The sequence below is a fragment of the Microbacterium limosum genome (assembly GCF_036324365.1).
GTDB classification, from domain to species: domain Bacteria; phylum Actinomycetota; class Actinomycetes; order Actinomycetales; family Microbacteriaceae; genus Microbacterium; species Microbacterium limosum.
On record NZ_CP137080.1, the window covers coordinates 1,613,246 to 1,632,399 of the forward strand.

At 70.7% G+C, this 19,154-nt stretch carries 21 protein-coding genes; 8 read left to right on the plus strand and 13 right to left on the minus strand.

Features of this window, described 5'->3' with window-relative positions; genetic code table 11:
- Positions 1 to 48: 48 nt before the first annotated feature.
- Positions 49 to 795, minus strand: coding sequence for an FAD-dependent thymidylate synthase (gene thyX, locus RYJ27_RS07835; RefSeq protein WP_330169774.1), 747 nt, complete (start codon positions 793 to 795; stop codon positions 49 to 51).
- 128 nt (positions 796 to 923) lie between these two features.
- Here thyX and RYJ27_RS07840 point away from each other — a divergent pair, with 128 nt between their 5' ends.
- The 4 genes from RYJ27_RS07840 (at position 924) to RYJ27_RS07855 (ending at position 3,357) form a co-directional block, all read left to right on the plus strand.
- Complete coding sequence (locus RYJ27_RS07840; protein ID WP_330169775.1) at positions 924 to 1,367, plus strand: TlpA family protein disulfide reductase; 444 nt, start codon at positions 924 to 926, stop codon at positions 1,365 to 1,367.
- Complete coding sequence (locus tag RYJ27_RS07845) at positions 1,360 to 1,929, plus strand: DUF4395 domain-containing protein (protein ID WP_330169776.1); 570 nt, start codon at positions 1,360 to 1,362, stop codon at positions 1,927 to 1,929. The genes RYJ27_RS07840 and RYJ27_RS07845 overlap by 8 nt, the downstream gene beginning before the upstream one ends.
- An 89-nt stretch (positions 1,930 to 2,018) precedes the next feature.
- Positions 2,019 to 2,444: an OsmC family peroxiredoxin gene (locus RYJ27_RS07850; protein ID WP_330169777.1), complete on the plus strand. Its 426-nt coding sequence runs from the start codon at positions 2,019 to 2,021 to the stop codon at positions 2,442 to 2,444.
- A 13-nt stretch (positions 2,445 to 2,457) separates the two neighbouring features.
- A complete protein-coding gene (locus RYJ27_RS07855) occupies positions 2,458 to 3,357 on the plus strand; it encodes a TIGR01777 family oxidoreductase (RefSeq protein ID WP_330169778.1) in 900 nt (299 codons plus the stop codon).
- 18 nt (positions 3,358 to 3,375) lie between these two features.
- On the opposite strand, the gene RYJ27_RS07860 is transcribed toward RYJ27_RS07855, so the two are convergent.
- Positions 3,376 to 3,819: a tetratricopeptide repeat protein gene (locus RYJ27_RS07860; protein WP_330169779.1), complete on the minus strand. Its 444-nt coding sequence runs from the start codon at positions 3,817 to 3,819 to the stop codon at positions 3,376 to 3,378.
- Positions 3,816 to 4,628 carry a 4-hydroxy-tetrahydrodipicolinate reductase gene (gene dapB / locus RYJ27_RS07865; RefSeq protein ID WP_330169780.1) on the minus strand — a complete coding sequence of 271 codons (813 nt, stop codon included), beginning with the start codon at positions 4,626 to 4,628 and terminating at the stop codon, positions 3,816 to 3,818. The genes RYJ27_RS07860 and dapB overlap by 4 nt, the downstream gene beginning before the upstream one ends.
- A gap of 40 nt (positions 4,629 to 4,668) precedes the next feature.
- On the opposite strand from dapB, the gene RYJ27_RS07870 reads away from it, so the two are divergent.
- Complete coding sequence (locus RYJ27_RS07870; protein WP_330169781.1) at positions 4,669 to 5,172, plus strand: GNAT family N-acetyltransferase; 504 nt, start codon at positions 4,669 to 4,671, stop codon at positions 5,170 to 5,172.
- Here RYJ27_RS07870 and RYJ27_RS07875 read toward each other — a convergent pair.
- From RYJ27_RS07875 to RYJ27_RS07885, 3 genes are all read right to left on the minus strand, one after another.
- Complete coding sequence (locus RYJ27_RS07875) at positions 5,169 to 5,771, minus strand: histidine phosphatase family protein (RefSeq protein ID WP_330169782.1); 603 nt, start codon at positions 5,769 to 5,771, stop codon at positions 5,169 to 5,171. The genes RYJ27_RS07870 and RYJ27_RS07875 overlap by 4 nt on opposite strands.
- Positions 5,772 to 5,845: 74 nt before the next feature.
- Positions 5,846 to 6,877: an aldo/keto reductase gene (locus RYJ27_RS07880; RefSeq protein ID WP_330172018.1), complete on the minus strand. Its 1,032-nt coding sequence runs from the start codon at positions 6,875 to 6,877 to the stop codon at positions 5,846 to 5,848.
- Positions 6,878 to 7,086: 209 nt separating this feature from the next.
- Positions 7,087 to 9,366 carry a polyribonucleotide nucleotidyltransferase gene (locus RYJ27_RS07885; RefSeq protein WP_330169783.1) on the minus strand — a complete coding sequence of 760 codons (2,280 nt, stop codon included), beginning with the start codon at positions 9,364 to 9,366 and terminating at the stop codon, positions 7,087 to 7,089.
- A 300-nt stretch (positions 9,367 to 9,666) separates the two neighbouring features.
- On the opposite strand from RYJ27_RS07885, the gene RYJ27_RS07890 reads away from it, so the two are divergent.
- A complete protein-coding gene (locus RYJ27_RS07890) occupies positions 9,667 to 9,837 on the plus strand; it encodes a hypothetical protein (protein WP_330169784.1) in 171 nt (56 codons plus the stop codon).
- A gap of 15 nt (positions 9,838 to 9,852) precedes the next feature.
- Here the strand turns inward: RYJ27_RS07890 and RYJ27_RS07895 are convergent, their stop codons facing one another.
- From RYJ27_RS07895 to RYJ27_RS07905, 3 genes are all read right to left on the minus strand, one after another.
- Positions 9,853 to 11,052, minus strand: coding sequence for a glycosyltransferase family 4 protein (locus tag RYJ27_RS07895; protein WP_330169785.1), 1,200 nt, complete (start codon positions 11,050 to 11,052; stop codon positions 9,853 to 9,855).
- A gap of 150 nt (positions 11,053 to 11,202) precedes the next feature.
- Entirely contained in the window at positions 11,203 to 11,847 is a 645-nt protein-coding gene (locus RYJ27_RS07900) for an FMN reductase (protein WP_330169786.1), read from the minus strand.
- A 1-nt stretch (position 11,848) separates the two neighbouring features.
- Positions 11,849 to 13,063, minus strand: a complete 1,215-nt coding sequence (locus tag RYJ27_RS07905; protein WP_422732890.1) for an LLM class flavin-dependent oxidoreductase — start codon at positions 13,061 to 13,063, stop codon at positions 11,849 to 11,851.
- Between the two features lie 174 nt (positions 13,064 to 13,237).
- On the opposite strand from RYJ27_RS07905, the gene RYJ27_RS07910 reads away from it, so the two are divergent.
- The gene (locus RYJ27_RS07910; RefSeq protein WP_330169788.1) at positions 13,238 to 14,395 is read left to right on the plus strand and encodes an acyltransferase family protein; all 1,158 of its coding nucleotides are present in this window, start codon (positions 13,238 to 13,240) and stop codon (positions 14,393 to 14,395) included.
- A gap of 222 nt (positions 14,396 to 14,617) precedes the next feature.
- Here RYJ27_RS07910 and rpsO read toward each other — a convergent pair whose 3' ends face one another.
- Positions 14,618 to 14,887 carry a 30S ribosomal protein S15 gene (gene rpsO, locus RYJ27_RS07915; protein ID WP_330169789.1) on the minus strand — a complete coding sequence of 90 codons (270 nt, stop codon included), beginning with the start codon at positions 14,885 to 14,887 and terminating at the stop codon, positions 14,618 to 14,620.
- 217 nt (positions 14,888 to 15,104) lie between these two features.
- Between rpsO and RYJ27_RS07920 the strand changes: the two genes are divergently transcribed.
- On the plus strand, positions 15,105 to 16,370 hold the full coding sequence (locus RYJ27_RS07920) for an MFS transporter (RefSeq protein WP_330169790.1): 1,266 nt from the start codon (positions 15,105 to 15,107) through the stop codon (positions 16,368 to 16,370).
- Between the two features lie 202 nt (positions 16,371 to 16,572).
- On the opposite strand, the gene RYJ27_RS07925 is transcribed toward RYJ27_RS07920, so the two are convergent.
- The 3 genes from RYJ27_RS07925 to RYJ27_RS07935 form a co-directional block, all read right to left on the minus strand.
- A complete protein-coding gene (locus tag RYJ27_RS07925) occupies positions 16,573 to 17,130 on the minus strand; it encodes a YceI family protein (protein WP_330169791.1) in 558 nt (185 codons plus the stop codon).
- Between the two features lie 191 nt (positions 17,131 to 17,321).
- The gene (locus tag RYJ27_RS07930) at positions 17,322 to 17,690 is read right to left on the minus strand and encodes an FKBP-type peptidyl-prolyl cis-trans isomerase (RefSeq protein ID WP_330169792.1); all 369 of its coding nucleotides are present in this window, start codon (positions 17,688 to 17,690) and stop codon (positions 17,322 to 17,324) included.
- Positions 17,691 to 17,900: 210 nt separating this feature from the next.
- Positions 17,901 to 19,130, minus strand: coding sequence for a PrsW family intramembrane metalloprotease (locus tag RYJ27_RS07935; RefSeq protein WP_422732824.1), 1,230 nt, complete (start codon positions 19,128 to 19,130; stop codon positions 17,901 to 17,903).
- Positions 19,131 to 19,154 lie beyond the last annotated feature (24 nt).

Here is a 19,154-nt window from a genome sequence, read left to right on the forward strand (position 1 = left end):
GTCGGCGCGTCCCGCCCCTCCGAGGGAGGACTGCACGATCGCCGCGCGTCAGGGGGCGACGCGGCCGTTCGCGTTGAACGACGCGTGGGTGAGCGGCATCAGCTCGGTCCAGGCCCGCTCCATCTTCTCCGCGACCATCTCGATCTCGCGCTGCGGGAAGGACGGGAAATGCGTGCCCTCCCGCTTGGTACGCAGGGAGAGGAAGTTCATCAGCGACCGCGCGTTCATCGTGACGTACATGGACGAATAGATGTTCAGCGGCAGCACGATGCGCGCGACCTCGCGCGCGACGCCCGCGTCGAGCATGCGCTGGTACGCCTCGAACGCCTGCACGGATGCCGCGCGCGTCGCCTCGTCGACGAGGGCGGTCTGCTCCGGGGTCCCGTCGAGGAACTCGTACGCCCCGGGCTTGCCGACCTGGATCAGCTTGCGCTCGGGCGCGGGCACGTAGAACACGGGACGCAGCTCGCGGTAGCGGCCCGACTCCTCGTTGTACGAGGCGATGCGGTGGCGCATGAACTCCCGGAAGACGAAGATCGGCGCCTGCACGTAGAACGTCATCGAGTTGTGCTCGAACGGGGAGCCGTGGCGATCGCGCATGAGGTAGTTGATGAGGCCGCGGTCACGGGCGGATGCCTCGGCGCCGGAGGCGGCGTCATCCAGCGTCTGCTCGCCCATCGTCGAGACACGGGCGGCGAAGAGCACATCGGCATCCGATGCGCTGGAGCGGACGAGCTCGACGGCGACGTCGGAGCGGAACTCGATCGGGGGCACAGGCGATGCAGCGTCGGTCACGCCGCCAGACTACCCTCGGCGGGGCAGCAGCCCCGCGCGAGAACGACGGCAACTCCTTTGTTACGGCGCTGCGTCATACTCGAGCGCTCCGGCGCCTGCCGCCCCCCGCGGGTTTACGCTGGGATGTTGTGAATCCGCTTGATGCACTCCTCATCCTGGCAGCCCTGCTGGCGGTCGCCGCGGGGCTCGGCGTGCTGCTGCGCCGGCACCAGGGCCGCGCCCGCCACGATGTGTCGCACGAGGTCATCGACCCGCTCCGTCTCGGCGCCGACGCCCTGGGCGAGAACGCGACGCTGCTGCAGTTCAGCACGGAGATGTGCGCCAAATGCCCCGGTGTGCACCGCATGCTCGCGGCCGTCGCCGATCGCCACGACGGCGTACGTCACCTCGATGTGGATCTCACCCACCGGCCCGACATCGCCAAGCACTTCCACGTCCTGCAGACCCCGACGACGCTCATCCTCGATGAGAGAGGCGTCGTGCAGACGCGTTTCGGCGGCGTCCCCCGGCGCGACGTCGTCGAGCTCGAGGTCCTCCGCGTCGCGGGAGCCGTGGAGGCCGAGCGTGTCTGAGCTCCGTTCGCCGGCGGGCATCGACCCCCGCGGGCCCCGCTTCGCGGCGGGCATCACCTCCGTGCTTCTCCTCATCGCCGTCGCGCTCGGCCTCACCGGTCTCTCCACGGCGCGGACGCAGACCCTCGGCTGGGCGGAGTACGTCGGCGAGACGGATGCCGCGTGGGCCGTGACCGCGGCATCCCTCGCGCAGCGTGCGCTCGACCCGGGCTTCCTCCTGCTGCTCGCGATCGCCCTCCTCTTCCTCTGGGGCGTCCTCTCGCCCCGCTCGGCGCCGTGGGGCGTGCTGTTCCGCCGCGTGGTACGCCCGCGGCTGAGCCCTCCGACCGAGTGGGAGGACCCGCGCCCGCCCCGTTTCGCCCAGGGGGTGGGGCTGTTCGTCACGGGCCTGGGACTCCTCCTGCACCTGGCGGGCGTACCGTGGGCGCTGCCCGCCGCGGCGGCCGCCGCGTTCGTCGCGGCGTTCCTCAACGCGTTCTTCGGCTACTGCCTCGGCTGCCAGATGTATCTGCTGCTCCAGCGCGCGGGAATCGTCGGCCGCGAGCGACCCGCAGCGGCCTAGCGGCCGTTCGTCGCGCGCGCAACCGGTGGCCCGCTCCGGTTCGCCGTGGATAGGCTGACGACGCACATCCCCGAGCGAAGGAGCACCCCATGAGCGTGACCAGCGAAGCCACCACCGCCTGGAAGGGCGGACTCGCCGACGGCGCCGGCACCGTCGCATTCGACAGTTCGCACCTCGGCACCTTCGACGTCAACTGGAAGGCCCGCTCGGAGGGCTCCGACTCGACGACGACCCCCGAAGAGCTGATCGCAGCGGCGCATTCCGCGTGCTTCTCGATGGCGCTCTCGCACGCGCTGGGCGAGAACGGGACGCCGCCGCAGAGCATCGACACCACGGCATCCGTCACCTTCGTGCCCGGCAAGGGCATCACGGGCAGCCACCTCAACGTCAACGCGGTCGTGCCGGGACTGTCGGCCGACGACTTCGCCCGCATCGCGGAGGAGGCGAAGACGGGCTGCCCCGTCTCGCAGGCGCTCGCCGGCATCGACATCACCCTCGAGGCGACCCTGGCCTGAGGAGGCGCTGCGGATGCCCGAGCGCATCGTCATCGCGGGCGCGTCGGGCCTCATCGGCCGGGCCCTCGTCGAGAGCCTGCGGGCCGACGGGGTCCGAGTCGACACGCTCGTGCGCCGTGCCCCGCGCGCGGACGGCGAGATCGAGTGGCTGACGGATTCGCGGCCGCTCGATCCCGACGTCCTCGCGGGGGCCGACGCCGTCGTCGGGCTCAACGGTGCGAGCATCGGCCACATCCCCTGGACGCAGCGGTACAAGAGCCGGCTGATGTGGTCGCGGCTGACCCCCACCCGCACCCTGGCGCGCGCGGTGCGGGAGTTGGGAGCGGATGCCCCCGCCTTCGTCTCCTCCAGTGCGGTCGGCTTCTACGGCTCGGTCCCCGGCGCCCGCCTCGATGAATCGGCGTCGGCGGGCGACCTCTTTCTCTCGAGCGTCTGCGTCGAGTGGGAGTCCGCCGCCCGCGAGGCGGGCGATCGGGCTCGCGTGGCTCTGCTTCGCACGGCTCCCGTCGTGCACGAGAGGGGCGTGCTGCGTCCGCTGCTGCTCCTCACGCGCGCGGGTGCTGCGGGCCCGATCGGCCGAGGCACCCAGGTGTGGCCGTGGATCTCGCTGGTCGACGAGGTCCGGGCCATCCGGCACACGATCGACGGCGGCCTCACCGGTCCCGTGAACCTCGCGGGCCCCACCCGCGCGACCGCCAACGACCTGGGCTTCGCGCTCGCGCGGCGCATGAACAAACCGTTCCTCCTGCGCGCACCGGCATGGGCCCTCCGCGCGGCTCTCGGGCGTGACATGGCGGAGTCGGTGCTGCTCAGCGACACCCATGTCGTGCCCGATGCCCTGGAGGCGAGCGGCTTCGTCTTCCGCCACCCCACCGCGGAGGATGCGATCGCCGCGGCGGTTCCCGCTCCCTGAGCGTGCCCGAGCGCGCCCTCAGCGGGCGGCGCGCTCGAAGCGGATCGCCTGGCGGACGGCGTGTCGAGCACGACGTCGATCGCCGGCCGCGTCGTAGGCGAGCGCGAGCCGGTACCACGCGCGCCAGTCCTCGGGGGCGGCCGCCACGGCATCCCGGTAGCGAGGGAAGACGGCTTCGCCCTCCGAGCGGTCAATGCGCCCCGAGGGATGCGTGGCGACGACCTCGTCGGGCAGCGCCCCCTCCGCCTCGAGGCGGCGCCCCAGGCGCTCCGCGCCGACGCCGAACCAGAGTTCGCGCCCGATCGCCCACCCCGCGATGACGGGCAGCACGAGCAGCGACACGCCCATCGCAACCCCGACCGCCTCGCCCGCGCCGATCAGCACCACGGCTCGCTGACCCACCAGGACGAGGTAGAGGACCAGGAGCGCCGCCATGACGACGACGCCGATGCGCGCCTTCACTGCGCGGTCGTGCGCGCGACCTGGCCCGGCACGCCGTCGTCGGCCACGGGTGCATCATCGGTCGGGGCAGGGCTGCGCACGCCGATGTCGATGAAGGAGTCGAGCCCGACGACGACACCCGACGCGGAACGGGCGTGCTCGAGGGCGATCCGGATGCCGGGGGCGTAGGCCGCCGCGGGATCGACCGTGTCGTGCACGATCTGGAGCGTCTCCCCCGGGCCCGACAGCAGCACCTCCTGACGGGCGATCACCCCGGGCCGGCGCAGACTGTGCACCGGCACGCTCGCGACCCTCTGCCCGCGGGCGCGCTGGTCGGTGTGCGGCGCCTCCACGGGCCCCTCGTCGTCGCGCGCGGCGGCGATGAGTTCTGCCGTCCGCACGGCGGTGCCGCTCGGCGAGTCGACCTTGCGCTCGTGGTGCGCCTCGACGATCTCGATGAACGGGAAGAACGGCGCAGCGGCTGCCGCCAGCGCCGAACCGATCACCGATCCGAGCGAGAAATTCGGGATGAACACGATCCCGGTGCCGGATGCCTGCACGAGCGGCCGGACGAGCCCGATCCGCTCCTCGGACCAGCCGGACGTGCCGACGAGGACGTTGATCCCGCGCTCGATCGCCGCGCGCACGACATCCACCGACACGGCGGGAGTGGAGACGTCGACCACCAGGTCGGCGCCCGCCATCTCGTCGAGGTCGCTCCGCGACGACAGCGTCGCGGAGATCTCGTACCCCTCGGTCCGCTCGACGACATCGCAGACGACCTTCCCCAGTCGTCCCGTCGCACCCACGATGGCCACTCGCGTCGTCATGCTCCCATCCTAGTTTCGGCGGGCGGCCTACACTCGACGCGTGGTTCTGCTTCGCGAGTCCTCGACCGACGCCCCCGACGCTCGTACCCTCGTCACCGAGTACTTCGGCGAGCGGGCCGACATCTTCCCCGGGGGCGCGTACCGGACCGTGTTCCCGGATCCCGCAGCGTTCGTCCCGCCGGGCGGTGTCTTCCTCATCGCCGACCCGGATGCGCACGAGGACGGCGCCGACGGGCCGGTGGGGTGCGGTGGCATCCGCCGCATCCCGGACGGGCCCCTCGGTGTTCGATACGAGGTCAAGCACCTGTACGTGCGTCCCCTCGGACGAGGCCGCGGGTGGGGACGGGTGCTGCTCGACGCCCTCGAAGAGCGGGCGCGGGGGTGGGGCGCCGCCGAGCTCGTGCTCGACACGCACCACACGCTGGAGGCCGCGGGATCGCTCTACGCGCGCTCGGGGTTCGTCCCTGTAGCCCCCTACAACGACAACTCCAACGCGACCCGCTGGTACGCGAAGCCGCTCCAACGCTCCGACGCGGCGGGCTAGACGGGCGGGGTCTCGGGCAGGCCCGTACGCAGCTCGAACGGCAGGTGAGCCAGGTCGTTGTGCGTCACGAGGGACCACGGCCGGCCCTGCTTCTGCGCGATAACGGTCAGACCGCAGTGGGCTTGGTTCAGGGTCATCCAGCGCCACTCGGGCGCGCCGAGCACCTCGCGCACGAACCATGCGATGACGAAGTTGTGCGTGATGATCAGCTCGTGCACGTCGCCGGTGCGGCGACGCAGGAACTCCGCCGTGGCATCCGACATCTGCGCCCGCCCCGCGTCGATCTCCGCCTCGGTGACCGCGCCGAAGAACGGTTCGAACGCGGAGGGGACATCGGGCGTGGGTCCTGACGGAACACAGTCGAACAGCAACGCGGACGCCTGAGGCTCGACCGACGGCATCCGCTCGGACACGATCTTCGCCGTCTCGGCCGCGCGTACGAGGGGCGAATGCCAGACCGCGCTCAGCGGCACGCCCGATAGACGATCGGCGATGAGCGAGGCCTGACGCTGACCCCGAGGAGAGAGCGGACCATCCACGAGTCCGTGTTCGGCGTCCTGATGCTCACCGTGTCGGACGAGGTAGATGTAGTGCGTCACGCGAATCGTCCCTATCCGGCGGGCCCCGACGTCCGCCTCACCCAGCCTATGTCATCACGGCGACAAGGCGAGGATCACTGCGCGGCGCGTGAGAGTTCTGCGAGCTGGGCACGGCCGAGATGAACGCCCACGCCCTGGACGAGCTCTTCGACGTGCTCGGGCGCGTAGGCGTTGACGATCGGCGCGGCGACGGTGCGCTGCGCGATCAGCCACGCGACGGCCACCGCGGCATCGGGCACGTCGAGCTCCAGCGCCACATGGTCGAGCGCCTTCAGCACCCGTTGGCCGCGACGGTTGAGATAGGCCGCCAGCTGCACACCGCGCGCGGACATCCCGACGCGGTCGCGGCTGCGGTGACGGCCGGAGAGGAAGCCGTGGGCGAGCGGGTGCGACGGCGTGACGGCGATGCCCTGGGCGCCCGCGACGAGCCGGAGGTCGCCCTCGAAGGGCGTGCGGTTCACGACGTTGTAGTGCGCGTCGAGCACCGTGATGCGCGGGTATCCCGCGGATGCCAGGATGCGGGCCTCCACGAGGCGCTCGGGGGTGAAATCCGCCGCGGCGAGGTGGAGGACCTTGCCCGAGCCGGTCAGCCACTCGGCCGTCGCCAGCGTCTCCTCGAGCGGGACCGACGCATCGCTGCCGTCGAGGTAGAGCACATCGATGCGGTCGGTCGCGAGGCGCGTCAGCGACGCCTCGACCGCGCGCACGAGGTTGACCGGACCGAGACCCGGGTTGTCGGGATGGCCCCCCACCCGCACCATGACGGCGATGTCGTCGCGCAGCCCGCGCGAGTTCATCCACTGGCCGATGATGTGTTCGCTGCGCCCGCCGGCGAACGAGTCGGCCGTATGCAGGGCGTTGCCGCCGAGCTCCACGTAGCGGTCGATGATGCGGTGGCTCGCGGTGATGTCGACGTTCCAGCCGAACTCCGCGCCGCCCAGGATCAAGGGGAAGACCGACAGGCCGGTCTCGCCGAGTCGCGTGCGCACCGCGTCTCCGACGGCGGGCCCCTGCACCGGGATCGGCGCGGACGGGTGCGCGCGCGCTGATCGCAGCCCCTCGGCATCCGCCGAAGCCACCGCCGAATCGACGCCGGATACGCCCATCATCCACCCCCCTCGCGACGTCGAATCGACGCGATCTGTTCTCGTGCACGCCCCCCGGCGCCTACCTCCGAGGGTAGGCCAGCCACCGCGGCACGACGGCGGATCCGGTCGCCGCGCCGGGAATTGTATATAACGCTTTGATCACGAACGTGACGAATGCCCCGGCATCCCGCCGGGGCGGGACACCGGGGCATCCGGTCTACGCTCTATCAGCCTTCGGCGGGCGCCTCCGGGGCCTCGCTCGCGGCGTCGCGCCCCTCCTGGTCGGCGGCCTCCTCGAGGACGGGCTCGAGCGACAGCTTGCCGCGGTCGTCCACCTTGGTGATGCGGACGAGCAGCTTCCGGCCGACGGAGACGACGTCCTCGACGTTCTCGACCCGCTTGCCGCCGGCGAGCTTGCGCACCTCGCTGATGTGCAGCAGGCCGTCCTTGCCGGGAAGCAGCGAGACGAACGCGCCGAAGGTCGCGATCTTCACGACCGTGCCGAGGAACTGGTCTCCCACCTCGGGGTTGGTCGGGTTGGCGATCGCGTTGACCCGCGCACGGGCGGCCTCGGCGGAGGGACCGTCGACGGCGCCGATGTAGACCGTGCCGTCCTCCTCGATCGAGATCTGCGCGCCGGTCTCGTCCTGGATGGCGTTGATCGTCTTGCCCTTGGGGCCGATGAGCTCGCCGATCTTGTCGACCGGGATCTGCACGCTGATGACACGAGGCGCCGTGGGGGCCATCTCGTCGGGCGCGTCGATCGTCGCGTTGATCAGGTCGAGGATCTGCAGACGCGCGTCCTTCGCCTGCTGCAGCGCGCCGGCGAGCACCGACGACGGGATGCCGTCGAGCTTCGTGTCGAGCTGGATAGCCGTGACGAACTCGCTCGTGCCGGCGACCTTGAAGTCCATGTCGCCCAGGGCGTCCTCGGCGCCGAGGATGTCGGTCAGCGCGGCGTAGCGCGTCTGGCCGTCGACCTCGTCGGAGACGAGACCCATCGCGATGCCCGCGACGGGCGCCTTCAGCGGCACGCCCGCGTTGAGCAGGGAGAGCGTCGAGGCGCACACCGAGCCCATCGAGGTGGAGCCGTTCGAGGACAGCGCCTCGGAGACCTGACGGATCGCGTACGGGAACTCCTCGCGGCCCGGAAGCACCGGGACCAGGGCGCGCTCGGCGAGGAAGCCGTGCCCGATCTCGCGACGCTTGGGGCTGCCGACCCGGCCGGTCTCACCGGTCGAGTAGGGCGGGAAGTTGTAGTGGTGCATGTACCGCTTGCTCGTCGTGGGCGAGAGCGAGTCGATCTGCTGCTCCATCTTGAGCATGTTCAGCGTGGTGACGCCCAGGATCTGGGTCTCACCGCGCTGGAAGATCGCCGAACCGTGTACGCGCGGGATGACCTCGACCTCGGCCTCGAGCGCGCGGATGTCGGCGAGACCACGGCCGTCGATGCGCACGCCCTCGGCGAGGATGCGTCCGCGGACGATCTTCTTGGTGACCGACTTGTACGCGGCGGAGAACTCCAGGTTCGCGACGGCCGGCAGCTCGCCGGATTCGACGGCCGCGAGGAGTTCGCCCTTGACGCGCTCCTTGACGGCGTCGTCGGCATCCTGTCGCTGCTGCTTGTCGGCGATCTGGTAGACGCCCACCAGCTCGTCGTACGCGCGGCCGGCGACGAAGTCGTAGGTCTCCTGGCTGTAGGGCAGGAAGACCGGGTAGTCGCGGATCTCCTTCGCGGCGCCGTCGGCGATGACCTGCTGCGCCTCGACGAGCTGCTTGATGAACGGCTTGGATGCCTCGAGGCCCGCCGCCACGACGTCCTCGCTCGGCTTGGTGGCGCCGCCCTTGATGAGGTTCCAGCTGTGCTCGGTGGCCTCGGCCTCGACCATCATGATGGCCACTTCGCCGTCGGGCAGCACGCGGCCGGCCACGATCAGGTCGAAGACGGCGTCCTCGAGCTGCGCAGCGGTGGGGAACGCGACCCACTGGTCGGCGTGCTCCCCGTGACCCGGGATGAGCGCGAGGCGGACACCGGCGATCGGGCCGGAGAAGGGCAGGCCCGAGATCTGGGTGGACGCCGAGGCCGCGTTGATCGCGAGCGCGTCGTAGAACTCGCCGGGAGCGATGGAGAGCACCGTCACGACGATCTGGACCTCGTTGCGGAGTCCGTCGACGAACGACGGGCGCAGGGGCCGGTCGATGAGCCGGCAGACGAGGATCGCCTCGGTCGAGGGGCGGCCCTCGCGGCGGAAGAACGAGCCCGGGATTTTGCCCGCGGCGTACGAGCGCTCTTCGACGTCGACGGTCAGCGGGAAGAAGTCGAAGCCCTCGCGGGGGTGCTTGCCGGCGCTGGTGGCCGAGAGCAGCATTGTCTCGTTGTCGAGGTATGCGGCGACGGCGCCCTGCGCCTGCTGCGCGAGACGGCCCGTCTCGAAGCGGATGGTACGGGTTCCGAAGCGGCCGTTGTCGAGAACGGCCTCGGCGGATGTGATTTCAGGACCTTCCAAGAGGTCACTCCTTCTTTGTTTAGACTCGCACGCCCTGGTGGCGCACGAGGTCGCACGAAGGAGCAGGAACAGGCAGTTATGGGCGCGGCGCGAATGCGGTTCGCCTGCGCTGGCCACCAGTGAAAATCCACTCGGCGCGCGACGCGACGAGGAGACCACCACAGGGGACCAGCTTCCTGCCAGCCTGCTCCAGTGTGCCGGGAGACCCCGGCGTATTCGGTTGTCGCCGTCCGAATTCTGCTCGGACAGACCCGATCAGCCTACCAGCGCCCCGCGTGCCACGTGCGTAGGCTGGGCCGCATGGACGAACAGCGCAGTTCCGAACCGGTGCCCGACGACGAGCGCGAGGTCGCCGTCGACGACGAGACGGAGTTCGAGACCCCTCCCCCGACGATGGATCCCGAGGAGGAGATCGAGTATCGCGAGGACGTGGACTTCGAGCTCGAGCAGTTCGAGCAGGGCATCGAGTAGACCGGCCCGGATGGCTCAGGCGGAGTCGGTCGCCCGCGTGTCGGGGCGGCGCAGGCTCCTTGAATCGGATCCGCCGCGCCCCGGAAGCACCACGAGCGCCTCGTCGAGCGGGCGCAGCCGGATCGCCTCCTCGTAGTGGCCGACGAGCTGGGCTCCGAGCGCCTCCCACGTCCGGTCCCGCACGCCCGCGCGCGCCGCGACGCCGAAGGCGGCTCGCTTCGCCTGATCGCCGACCAGGTCGCTCACGCGCAGACGGAGGTCCCCGAGGTCGCCCGGGCGGTAGAGCCAGCCATCGATGCTGCTGCGCACGAGATCGAGCGGTCCGCCGCGGCCCGTGGCGACGACCGGCACGCCGCTCGCGAGCGCTTCCTGCACGCCCTGGCAGAACGTCTCGTGCTCGCCGGGGTGGACGAAGACGTCGAGGGATGCCACGGCCTCCGCCAGCGCGTCGCCCCCGAGGAACCCCGTGAAGTGCGCATCGGGGAGCAGCGCCTCGAGACGAGCCCGTGCGGGCCCCTCCCCCACGACGACGAGCTTGACACCGGGGATGTCGGCGAGCGCCGCGAGATCCTCGACCTGCTTCTCCGCCGCCAGACGGCCGGCGTACCCCACGAGCATCCGCCCGGCGCCCACGAGGCGCCGCCACGCCTCGTCGCGGCGTGACGGCGCGAACCGCGCGGCATCCACACCCCGTGCCCACGTGCGGATGCGGTCGACGCCTATCCCCTCCAGCTGGGCGCGCGCGGCGCTCGAGGGCGCCAGGGTGAGGGTCGCCCGACGATGCAGGCGCGCGATGTGCCCCGCGACGAGCGGGGCGGCCCCGGCGACGCCGTACTTGTGCGCGTATGCGGTGACGTCGGTCTGGTACACGGCGACCGAGGGGACACTGAGCGCGTCGGCGGCCTGAACGCCCTGCCATCCGAGCACGAAAGGCGAAGCCAGATGGATGACGTCGGGTCTGAACTCTCGAAGGATCCGCGTCAGCGTCGCGGTGCGGGCGAAGACGATCCGCACCTCGGGGTACGCCGGCAGGGGCACCGACCGCAGGAGCGCCGGGCGGGCGCCGTGCAGGTCGGCCTCGATCTCGCCCGCCCGCGGCGCGATCACGAGCGTCTCGTGGCCGGCGGCCCGCAGGTATCGGAGGACGTGGAGGACCGAACCCGTCACCCCGTTCATGTGAGGGAGGAAGGACTCTGCCAGCAGCGCGACTTTCACACGTCCACGGTGCCCCCTTCGCCCGGGCTCGCGCGCGTGATCCGCGCTCGGGCGGCAAGAGTTCACCGAACGCACCCTCGCGCGTCACCGGCCGTCTGCCGCTCGGTGGCGGCTCTGCGGTGCGCCCCCTGGAGCGGAGGCCGTCGCGTCCTACTCCCCCGAGAGGCCGCCCAGAAGGTGACCGAACGACCGCCCCTCGCCGAGGTAGGTCGCCGGGTCGAACGGGTCGGGGCCTCCCGCGGGATCGCGCCGGATGATCGCGTCGGCGAGCTCACGGGCGCCGCGGGCGATCCGATCGCCGAGCGGTGCCACCCCATCGGCCGACGCCCCCCAGTCCGCGGACGCCGCGAAGACCCCGGTCGGCACGGGGTCGGCGTGCAGATAGGTGAACAGGGGGCGGATGGCGTAGTCGATCGCCAGCGAGTGGCGCGCCGTGCCCGCGTTCGCCCCGAGCAGCACCGGCGTCCCCTTCAGCGCGTCCGGGTCCAGCACGTCGATGAACGACTTGAAGAGCCCCGAGTAGCTGGTCGAGAAGATCGGCGTCACCGCGATGATCGCGTCGGAGGACACGACGGCGTTGATCGCCGACTCGAGCGCGGGGGGCGCGAAGCCCGTCAGCAGGTTGTTGGTGATGTCGTGCGCATGGTCGCGGAGCTCGAACACGTCGACGGATGCCTCGACGTCGCGCGATGCGAGCTCGGTGAGCACCGCCTGCGTCATCCGATCGGCGAGCAGTCGGGTGGTCGAGGGGTTGGACAGGCCGGCGGAGACGACCGCGATGCGTCGGGCGCCCATCTCAGGCTCCCTTCCGCGTCGCGGCAGCACCGAACGCCGATCCCGCCAGCACGGGCGCCGCGGGCTGGTCCTGGTAGGGCGACGGGCCGGAGAGATTGTCACCGCGGTTGGCCCGCGGGCGTGCCTCGCGCGTGGGCCCCTCGCCGTAGACCGCGCGCACCCGAGCGGCGTGCGTGGGTCCGTCGGGGACCTCGGCGGGCCGATCCTTGGCAAGCTCGCGCCGCAGCACGGGGACGACCTCGCCGCCGAGGATGTCGAGCTGCTCGAGCACCGTCTTCAGCGGGAGACCGGCGTGATCGATGAGGAAGAGCTGGCGCTGGTAGTCGCCGAACGTGTCGCGCATCGCCGCGTACCGGTCGATGACCTGCTGGGGCGAGCCCACCGTCAGGGGCGTCATGTCGGCGAAGTCCTCGAGGGCGGGGCCGTGTCCGTAGACCGGAGCGTTGTCGAAGTACGGCCGGAACCGGGCCACGGCATCCTGCGACTTGGCGGCCATGAAGACCTGGCCGCCGAGCCCCACGATCGCCTGCTCGGGAGTGCCGTGCCCGTAGTGCGCGAAGCGCTGCCGGTAGAGGGTGATGAGCCGCTGGTAGTGCTCCTTGGGCCAGAAGATGTTGTTGGCGAAGAAGCCGTCCCCGTAGTAGGCCGCCTGCTCGGCGATCTCGGGTGTGCGGATCGAGCCGTGCCAGACGAAGGGCGCGACGCCGTCGAGGGGTCGCGGGGTCGACGTGAAGCCCTGGAGGGGCGTGCGGAACTTGCCCTCCCAGTCGACGACGTCCTCCCGCCACAGCTTGTGCAGCAGCGCGTAGTTCTCGATCGCGAGAGGGAGCCCCTGGCGGATGTCCTGCCCGAACCACGGATAGACGGGACCGGTGTTGCCCCGCCCGAGCGTGAGGTCGACGCGTCCGCCCGAGAGGTGCTGCAGCATCGCGTAGTCCTCGGCGATCTTCACCGGGTCGTTCGTCGTGATGAGGGTCGTCGCCGTCGAGAGGATGAGGCGCTCGGTCTGCGCGGCGATGTACGCCAGCGTCGTGGTGGGCGAGGACGACCAGAACGGCGGGTTGTGGTGCTCGCCGAGGGCGAAGACATCCAGCCCCACCTCCTCGGCGTGCTTGGCGATCGTCACCGCGTTGCGGATCTTCTCGGCCTCGCTGGGGGTCTGACCCGTCGTCGGGTCCTCGGTGATGTCGCTCACCGAGAAGATGCCGAACTGCACGGCCCGTGGCGTGGTGTCGTTCACGATCTGCTCCGTCTCCGCCCGCGTCGGGATCGCCGCCGAGGCTTTTCTATGCAAGTGAATGTACCTGATGGAACGCGTGTGCGCCCAGGTTATTCCCCGCGGCGCAAGCCCGGACGCCGGCGACGCGGCGGGCGATAGTGTGGCCTCGCCATGAGCGCATCCCCGCCCGCCGACGACCCGGTCACACCCGCGGACGCAGCCGCGACCGGGTCTTTCCCGCGCCCGAACCGCCGCGTGCCCTTCTGGGACAACGCCCGCTTCGCGTGCATCGTGCTCGTCGTGCTGGGCCACGCCATCCAGCGCCTCACGTACGACTCCGACATCGCGCTCGCCGTGTACCTCAGCGTCTACGCGTTCCACATGCCCGCGTTCGCGATCATCGCGGGGTACTTCTCCAAGTCGGGCGCCCCGACCAGACGGCAGATGGGGCGCGTGATCACCGACATCCTGCTCCCCTACGTCATCTTCGAGGGGCTCTGGACCCTCACGAAATGGCTCGTCGAGGGAGACGGCTCGCCCAACCTCACCCAACCGTCGTGGACGCTGTGGTTCCTCCTCGCGCTCGGGATCTTCCGGCTCGTGCTGCCGTACCTCGCCCTGCTGCGGTGGCCGTTGCTGTGGACCGTGGCGATCTCGATCGGCGCCGGGTATCTGCCGAACATCGACTCCACGTTCTCCCTCTCCCGAACCCTCGGCCTGCTGCCGTTCTTCACGCTCGGCTGGTGGCTGAGCGAGAAGGATGTCGTGGCGCGCTTCCGGCTGCTGGAGCGCCGCCCCTGGTGGGTGCCGGTGGCGGCCCTCGCCGCGTTGGGCGTGACGGGCTGGGCGGCCTGGGCCTACGTGGACGTGTGGGAGCGGATGAACCTCCGCACGTGGCTGTTCTACGACGACTCCTACCCGGACCTGGGCGGCGACCAGTGGTGGGCGGGAGGCGTGCGTCTGGCCCTCATGGCGATCGCCCTCGTCCTCAGCGCCGCGTTCTTCGCACTCGTGCCGCTGCGGCACACCTGGTGGACGCACTTCGGCCGGTACACGATGTACGTGTACCTGCTGCACTCGTTCGTGCTCTACCCGTTCCGCGAATCGGGCGTGTTGCGCGGGCTCGACCCCACCTGGCTCTGGCTGCCCCTCGTCATCGTGCTCGCAGTGGGCGTGGCGCTGGGACTGGCCACGAGGCCCGTGCGGCGCATCTTCCGGCCCCTCGTCGAACCGCGTCCGCGGTGGCTGTTCTCCGATCCCGAGCTCTCCGGTCGGGAGGGGCGTCGATCCGACCCCACGGGTTCACAGCGCCCCCGCTCGGGATCCTGAGGAGCCCGGGCGGCTGCGTCGGCGGTCGGTCCGCCCGGCTCGCGCCGCTCTCATCGGCGAACGGTCTCGACTCGCCGCATGCTCGCCCATCCTCGCGGCGTGTCGCGACCGTTCGCGATGGGAGACAGCGCCGCGCAACGCGGAAGGGCCGCCCCACACCTGGGACGGCCCTTCAAGAACGTTTTGCGCGATTGAACGCTGGTCGCGGTGGCGACCCCTGGGTTATCGGCGCAGACCGAGACGCTCGATGAGCGAGCGGTAACGGCTGATGTCGATGTCCTGGAGGTAGCCGAGCAGCCGACGGCGCTGACCGACGAGCAGGAACAGCCCACGACGCGAGTGGTGGTCGTGCTTGTGCTCCTTGAGGTGCTCGGTGAGGTCCTTGATGCGCTGCGACAGCATTGCGACCTGCACCTCGGGGGATCCGGTGTCACCGGGGTGCGTCGCGTACTCTTCGATGATCGCCTTCTTGACTTCTGCTTCGAGTGCCATAGATTCGATCCCCTTCCTCTTCACTGCGCGGCGCCCGACGCCTGATGCGTGAGCTCTCTTTATCCGCGGCCGATCAAACGGCAACCAAGCAAGTCTACCAGCGCCCGGCAGCTCCGGCGACCGGGACCGGCGGCATCCGCTAGCCTCGACGGGTGCGTATCGGGGCGGGTGAGTGAGGGCGCGGCTGCGCCGTGACCACTTCATCGATCTGCGGCCCTTGACGAGCAGTCCCGCCTTCGCGCGCCTGTGGTTCGGAGCCACGCTCGCCGGGCTCGGCGGCCAGCTGACCATCGTCGCCGTCATGCTCCACGTGTTCGATCTGACGGGCTCGACGCTGGCCGTGTCGATGATCGCCGTGGCGGGCCTCGCCCCCATGGTGATCGCAGGACTCTACGGCGGCATGCTCGCCGACTACTTCGACCGCCGCTCGGTCGCGCTCGTCGCCGCGACCGTGACGTGGGCGTCGACCGCCCTGCTCGCGGCGCTCGCGTGGACCGGGACCGAGAGCGTCGCGTCACTGTTCGTGCTGTCGATCGTCAACTCCTCCGCCAACTCGATCGTGTCGGCGACGAAGTCGGCGATCACGCCGCGTCTCGTCGCTCGGGAGCTGCTCCCCGCCGCGGCCGCACTCAATGGGATCACCGTCGGCATCATGGTGATGGCGGGCCCGGCTCTCGCCGGCGTGCTGGTCGCCCTCGTGGGATATCCCTGGACCTACACCGTCGACGTCGTCCTGATGCTGGCCCTCTTCCTCGGGCTGGGTACGCTTCCCCGCATCCGCCCCGAGGGCGCGACCGTCCGGCCGGGGCTGCGCTCCCTCGCGGACGGGTGGGCGTTCCTGCGGCGCGCGCCCAACATCCGCCTCCAGTACCTGCTCGACGTGATCGCGATGACCTTCGGGCACCCGCTCGCGCTCTTCCCCGCCGTCGGGTCGGTGCTGCTCGGGGGCGGGGCCATCACGACGGGCGTGCTCACCGCGTCGATCGCCGCGGGGGCCTTCCTCTCGAGCCTGTTCTCGGGGCCGATCGGGCGGGTCCATCGCCACGGGCTCGGCATCGAGCGCTCCATTCTCGTCTTCGGCGCGGCGACCGCCGCGTTCGGTGCGGTGCTGCTCGCGGCATCCTTCGGAGTACTCGCTCCCGAAGGGGTGGGCGAGGACGTTCCGAACCTGCCCCTCATCGCGGTCTCGATGCTGCTGCTGGCGGTCACGGGCGCGGCCGACAACGTCAGCGCGATCTACCGCCAGACGATGATGCAGTCCGCCGTCCCCGACGCGATCCGCGGCCGGCTCCAGGGCGTGTTCATGGTCGTCGTCGCGGGCGGCCCACGACTGGGCGCCCTGTACGCCGGCGTCCTGGCCACCGTCACGACCCTCTGGTTCCCGCCCCTCATCGGCGGCGTGATCATCCTCGTGCTCGTGACCGCCCTCGTGCGGCGCAGTCCGCGGTTCCGCGCCTACGACGCGCGCGATCCCCAGCCGTGAACGGTCGGAGCGACCGCGAAGCGCCGTCCACCTTCGGCACCACCGCGTGCGACGGCTCCAGCCTTGCGTACGGGCGGCGCCCTCGTCGTCTTCCTCGGGATCCTGCTCGCCCAGAACCGGCTCCGGTTCGGGCGCGGTGCGCGCCCAGCCCCATGACACGACGAAGGGCCGGATGCCTCGGCATCCGGCCCTTCGTGAGAGGTCACGCCTGCAGCGAGCCCTGCAGATCGAGCGTGATGGTGACGTCCTTGCCGACGAGGACGCCGCCGGTCTCGAGCGCCGCGTTCCACGTCAGGCCGAAGTCCTCACGGTTGATGACCGTCTTGGCGGTCGCACCGGCCTTGTAGTTGCCCCACGGGTCGGTGCCGAAGCCGCCGAACTCGAACTCGAACGTGACGGGCTTGGTGGTGCCGCGGATCGTGAGCTCGCCGTCGACCAGGAAGTCGCCGTCCTCTACGCGGACACCCGTCGAGCGGAAGTCGATGGTCGGGTAGGTCTCGACGTCGAAGAAGTCGGCGGAGCGCAGGTGCTGGTCGCGACCCTCGTCCTTCGTGTCGATCGACGCGGCGTCGACGGAGGCGGTCACTTGGGCTTCGAGCGGGTTCTCGGGAGCGATCAGCGTGGCGCTCTTGACGCCGAAGGTGCCGCGCACCTTCGAGATCATCATGTGGCGGACACTGAAGGCGACCTCGCTGTGCGAGGGGTCGAGCACCCAGGTGCCAGCCTTGTAACCGGGAACGTCGAGGGCGGTGGTCGTCATGTTCTCTCCTTGGGAAGTTCGGTGCCGCATGCGCGGCGACGCAGGTTCGTAACCAGTATGCAGGTGAATGTATTCCCCGCACGCCGATCCGGCGTGTCGGGCATGTGGACGACGAGACAGAACGCCGGGGGCGCCGGCCGTCGTGCGGTCCGGCGCCCCCGGCGCGAAGAAGTGCTGTCGGCGATCCGCGCTCAGCCGACGGCGAGCAGATCGATAACGAAGATCAGCGTCTTCCCTCCCAGGAAGTGACCCCCCGCGGGCCCGTACGCGAGGTGCGGCGGGATGACCAGCTCGCGGCGGCCGCCGACCTTCATACCGGGAATGCCGTCCTGCCACCCCTGAATGAGACCGCGCAGGGGGAACTGGATGCTCTCGCCCCGGTTCCACGACGAGTCGAACTCCTCGCCCGCGTCGTACTCGACACCGAGATAGTGCACCGTGACGGTGTCGCCGGGGTTGGCCTCGGCGCCGTCCCCGACGATGATGTCGCGGATGACGAGCTCTTCCGGGGCGGGCCCCTCGGGGGCGTCGATTTCGGGCTTGGTGCGGTCTGCAGTCATATGACCATCCAACCGGAGCCGAGGGCGCGGGTCAAAGCCTGCGGCAGCCCGCGCGATCCGCAGGGGATGCCGTGAGGGACCTTGACAGCGCGCTCGGCGCGGAGCACGATTGAGTCACGACCAACTCAGCGCCCGGGAGACACGCAGGCATCGCCGCGGCACCGGGCGCTGAGTCTTGGAGGGGGTCGGACCGGGGCGCAGAGCGCCCTGTCAAAGGGCGAGCAGGGCCTGTCTCGCGGCGGCGGTGCGTTGCAGCAGCACGCGCTCGTCCTCCTGCGCCCTCGGGTCGCGCCCCGACAGGGACCGCTCCCGCGCCGCGGCCAGCGCGGTGGCGTCGTGGATGAACTCCCGCATGAGCGGTGTGCGATCGCCGCGCAGACCGCGCGCCCACTCGAGCCCGCGGCGGCGCCCGGCCGACGTGGCGAGCATGTCTACCTCCTCGGGAGTGAACCACCCGGCCTCCGCGTACTCGCCCAGCCGCCGGTGCGTCAGGCGCGACTCCTCGCGCTTGAGCGCCAGGACCCCGAGGGTGAACAGGACGAACAGCGGCACCTGGAGCGTGAGGTACAACGCGAAGAAGTCACCCAGCATCGCCGACCCATTCCAGAACGCGTGCAGCGCGATCGCTCCGAGCAGGCCGAGCAGCCAGGGCCCGAGGATCGCGGTCCCGCGGGAACCACGGCGCGCGGCAAGACCTAGCGCGAAGCCGATGACGGCGGTGAACATCGCGTGAGCGAACGGCGAGAGGATGCCGCGGACGAAGAACGTGGCGCTCACCTCGGACACGCCGCCCTCGATGAAGCTGATCGCGAAGTACTGCACATTCTCGGTGAGGGCGAACCCGGCGCCGACGAGCGCTCCGTACACGACGCCGTCCACCGGTCCGTCGAACGCCCGGCGCGCCGTCGCGATGATGAGCAGCAGCCCCAGGCCCTTGCCGACCTCCTCGACCACCGGCGCCTGGACGACCGAGGAGAACAGGTCGCGGGCGAAGGACCCGTCGGCACCGATAAGCGCCCCCACGCCCAGATCGACGAGGAGGGCGATCGCGACCGAGGCGATCGCACCCCAGGCGGCGGCGAAGACCAGCAGGCTGCGCGGCTCCGGCTCCCAGCGGTCGATCAGTCGCACGGCGAAGAGCACGACGGCGAAGGGCACGAGGGCGAGCACGAACCCCACGATCGACGCGCCGGCCCCGAGGAAGGTCAGGAAGTAGCCGACGAGGCCGACCAGGACGACGGCGAGCAGAGCGAACAGCCAGACGGAGGCGGTGCGCCCGCGCGTGGGCATCTTCGGCAACGGAGGCGGCGTGCCGATCGACGGCGGCGGGGGCGGGATGAGGGCGCCCCGCCCGGGGTGAGGCTGCTCCAGTGGTGAGGCGAAGTCGTGGGCCCCGGGCGAGGAGTCACTCGCGGGCCAGGGCGGCGGTTGGTACGTCACATCGGCCAGCCTAGGCGCGGGCCG

Coding starts and splice junctions, on each gene's coding strand:
- RYJ27_RS07850 (WP_330169777.1), top strand. CDS start 2,019: ATGAGCGTGACCAGCGAAGCCACCACCGCCTGGAAGGGCGGACTCGCC.
- RYJ27_RS07855 (WP_330169778.1), top strand. CDS start 2,458: ATGCCCGAGCGCATCGTCATCGCGGGCGCGTCGGGCCTCATCGGCCGG.
- dapB (WP_330169780.1), bottom strand. CDS start 4,628: ATGACGACGCGAGTGGCCATCGTGGGTGCGACGGGACGACTGGGGAAG.
- RYJ27_RS07880 (WP_330172018.1), bottom strand. CDS start 6,877: ATGGGCGTATCCGGCGTCGATTCGGCGGTGGCTTCGGCGGATGCCGAG.
- RYJ27_RS07890 (WP_330169784.1), top strand. CDS start 9,667: ATGGACGAACAGCGCAGTTCCGAACCGGTGCCCGACGACGAGCGCGAG.
- RYJ27_RS07900 (WP_330169786.1), bottom strand. CDS start 11,847: ATGGGCGCCCGACGCATCGCGGTCGTCTCCGCCGGCCTGTCCAACCCC.
- RYJ27_RS07910 (WP_330169788.1), top strand. CDS start 13,238: ATGAGCGCATCCCCGCCCGCCGACGACCCGGTCACACCCGCGGACGCA.
- rpsO (WP_330169789.1), bottom strand. CDS start 14,887: ATGGCACTCGAAGCAGAAGTCAAGAAGGCGATCATCGAAGAGTACGCG.
- RYJ27_RS07925 (WP_330169791.1), bottom strand. CDS start 17,130: ATGACGACCACCGCCCTCGACGTTCCCGGTTACAAGGCTGGCACCTGG.
- RYJ27_RS07930 (WP_330169792.1), bottom strand. CDS start 17,690: ATGACTGCAGACCGCACCAAGCCCGAAATCGACGCCCCCGAGGGGCCC.